Consider the following 2735-nt stretch of genomic DNA (forward strand, 5'->3'; position numbering starts at 1 on the left):
GCTGACGCCGCAGGAAGCGGATGAAGTGCTGGGTCATGTGCGCGAATTCGCGCGCAGCGGGATCTGCACCGTGCTGATCATCACCCACAAGTTCCGCGAAGTGATGGCCTATGCCGACGACGTCACGGTCTTGCGCAAGGGCAGGCAAGTCGGCACGAGTGCGGTGGCCAACACCAGCCGTGACGAACTCGCCGCGTGGATGATGGGTACCGCCGTCACGCGTGCCTCGAAGGACGTCCCCTTGGGAAGCGCGCCGAAAGAAGTCCCCCCGGAGAACGAAGCGCCGGTCATGGCTGCGGTGACAGTGCAGCGCATACCGCGCAAACCCGTCGACGACACGGCGCAAGTCCGTCTCGCACTGCGCGACGTATCAGTGGAGGACGATCGCGGACACACGGCGGTCAGGCACGCGACCCTGTCCGTACGCGCGGGCGAAATCCTCGGATTGGCGGGCGTTTCCGGCAACGGACAGAAGGAACTGGTGGAAGCGCTGGTCGGTCAACGTCGCGTGAAAGCCGGCGACATGCAGGTGGCGGGCAAGGCCTATCATGCAACGCGCGAAGAAATGACCCAGCGGCGCGTGTTCGCGATCCCCGAAGAGCCGCTGAAGAACGCCTGCGTTGCGGCAATGAGCGTGGCGCAGAATCTCGCGCTACGCGACTTCGATCGTGAACCGGTGCGGCGCGGCGGCTGGTGGCTTGACCGGCGTGCAATGCGTGAGCGCGCCACGCAGTTGATCGGCGAGTTCAATGTGCGTCCGCCGCTGCCCGAACGGGCGATCGGCACGCTGTCGGGCGGCAACGTGCAGCGCGCGGTGCTGGCGCGTGAACTCGGACAGCCGGTGGATGTGCTGATCGTCGCGAATCCTGTGTTCGGTCTGGATTTCGCGTCGGTTGCCGACATCCATGCCCGTCTGATGGCCGCACGTGACGCGGGCGCGGCGGTGCTGCTGGTCAGCGAAGACCTCGACGAACTGCTCGAACTGGCGGACCGCATCGTAGTGATCGCGGAGGGCAAGCTGGTGTTCGAGACGCCGGCGGCGCGCGCGGATCGGACCGTGCTGGGTCAGCATATGGCAGGGCACGGCAGCGATACCCTGGCGCCGCATGCCGTCCCCGAGCAAACCATGAAAGAAGCGATCGGATGACACAGCCCACTGCGTTGACGATCGACGCCCAACCCGGTCCATTCACCCTGGCGCCCACAAAAACCGCGCTGATCGTGATCGACATGCAACGCGATTTCATCGAGCCGGGCGGCTTCGGAGAATCGCTCGGTAACGACGTCTCGCTGCTGGCCGGGATCGTGCCGACCGTCGCCGCGTTGCTGGCCTTCGCGCGCAGGCACCAATGGCTCGTCGTGCATACGCGTGAATCGCACGCAACGGATCTGTCTGACTGCCCGGAGTCGAAACGGCTCAGAGGCGCACCCAACGCCCGCATCGGCGATCCAGGACCGATGGGGCGCATTCTGATTCGCGGCGAACCCGGCAATGCGATCATCGAGCCGCTTGCGCCGCTCGCCGGCGAACTCGTGATCGACAAACCCGGCAAAGGCGCGTTCTACGCGACCCGGCTCGGCGAAGAGCTCGCGATGCGCGGCGTCACGCAGCTGGTGTTCGCCGGCGTGACCACCGAAGTGTGCGTGCAGACCTCGATGCGCGAAGCCAACGATCGCGGTTACGACAGTCTGCTGATCGAAGACGCGACCGCCAGCTATTTCCCCGCGTTCAAGCAGGCGACGCTCGACATGGTGCGCTCGCAAGGCGGCATTGTCGGCTGGACCGCGCCGTTTTCTTCATTGACGAAATTCGACGAGACAATCCCTACATGGAAGTGAATCAGCCCGCAGTGGTAGCTCAGGTGAAGGCGGCATTTATCGAATACGAGCGGGCGCTGGTCGACAACGACGTCGCGGCGATGAACGCGCTTTTCTGGCACACGCCGGAGACGGTCCGCTACGGCATCGCCGAAATCCAGCATGGCGGCGAGGCGATCCGCGCATGGCGAGAGACCTGCCAGCCGGTGCCGAAGTCGCGCAAACTGCATCGCACCGTGGTGACGACCTTCGGCACCGACTTCGCCACCGTCAGCACCGAATTCACCAGCGACGCGACGCCTTTGATCGGCCGTCAGATGCAGACTTGGGCGAGGCTCGGTCCGGCCGACGGCTGGAAAATCGTCGCGGCGCACGTCAGCCTGATCGCCATGCCATGAAACGCCAATAATTAGAAAAAAAGGGAATGTGGCATCAATGAACGACGACCCGACGAAACTGCTCGAGACCCCCGCTGAGTCTGACACGCCAGGCGCTTCGGGACCGCAGGGCATGCCTGCCGCGCCGGCCGCGGCCAATCCGCTCGCCGAGCAGGTGTACCAGCAACTGAAGAGCGATATCTTCAGCTTCCGCCTGTTTCCCGGCGACCGCTTTTCGGAAAACGGCATCGCGCAGCACTACGGCGTGTCGCGCACGCCGATGCGCGACGGCCTGTTTCGTTTGCAACGCGAGGGGTATCTGGAGGTCGGCTTCCGGCGTGGCTGGAAAGTCGCGCCAATCAATTTCGACCAGCTCGATCAGCTCTACGATTTGCGCATCGTGCTGGAAGTGGCGGCCGTCGAGCGCGTGGGAGCGGGCGGCGAGCTCGCCCATGCGGCAGTCGAAGCGCTGAAGGCGATATGGTGCGTCGAGCCCGAATTACGCGAGAGCGATCCGGTGAAGATGTTCGGCATGGACGA

At 64.5% G+C, this 2735-nt stretch carries 4 protein-coding genes; all 4 read left to right on the forward strand.

What is annotated here, in order from left to right; all coding sequences use genetic code 11:
• Positions 1 to 1147 (forward strand): ATP-binding cassette domain-containing protein (locus QOC89_RS25810; RefSeq protein WP_323047610.1); only part of this gene is annotated, 1147 nt, incomplete at its 5' end.
• On the forward strand, positions 1144 to 1839 hold the full coding sequence (locus QOC89_RS25815) for an isochorismatase family cysteine hydrolase (RefSeq protein WP_323047611.1): 696 nt from the start codon (positions 1144 to 1146) through the stop codon (positions 1837 to 1839). The genes QOC89_RS25810 and QOC89_RS25815, both read left to right, overlap by 4 nt.
• Positions 1830 to 2216, forward strand: a complete 387-nt coding sequence (hpxZ, locus tag QOC89_RS25820; RefSeq protein ID WP_323047612.1) for an oxalurate catabolism protein HpxZ — start codon at positions 1830 to 1832, stop codon at positions 2214 to 2216. The genes QOC89_RS25815 and hpxZ overlap by 10 nt, the downstream gene beginning before the upstream one ends.
• A 37-nt stretch (positions 2217 to 2253) precedes the next feature.
• The coding region (locus QOC89_RS25825) for a GntR family transcriptional regulator (protein WP_323047613.1) at positions 2254 to 2735 on the forward strand (482 nt) is incomplete at its 3' end.

This window comes from Paraburkholderia sp. (assembly GCF_034668105.1).
Classification (GTDB): Bacteria; Pseudomonadota; Gammaproteobacteria; order Burkholderiales; family Burkholderiaceae; genus Paraburkholderia.

Bases quoted from the DNA above. Each gene is read 5' to 3' on its own strand.
- hpxZ (WP_323047612.1), top strand. From the start codon at position 1,830: ATGGAAGTGAATCAGCCCGCAGTGGTAGCTCAGGTGAAGGCGGCATTT.
- QOC89_RS25815 (WP_323047611.1), top strand. From the start codon at position 1,144: ATGACACAGCCCACTGCGTTGACGATCGACGCCCAACCCGGTCCATTC.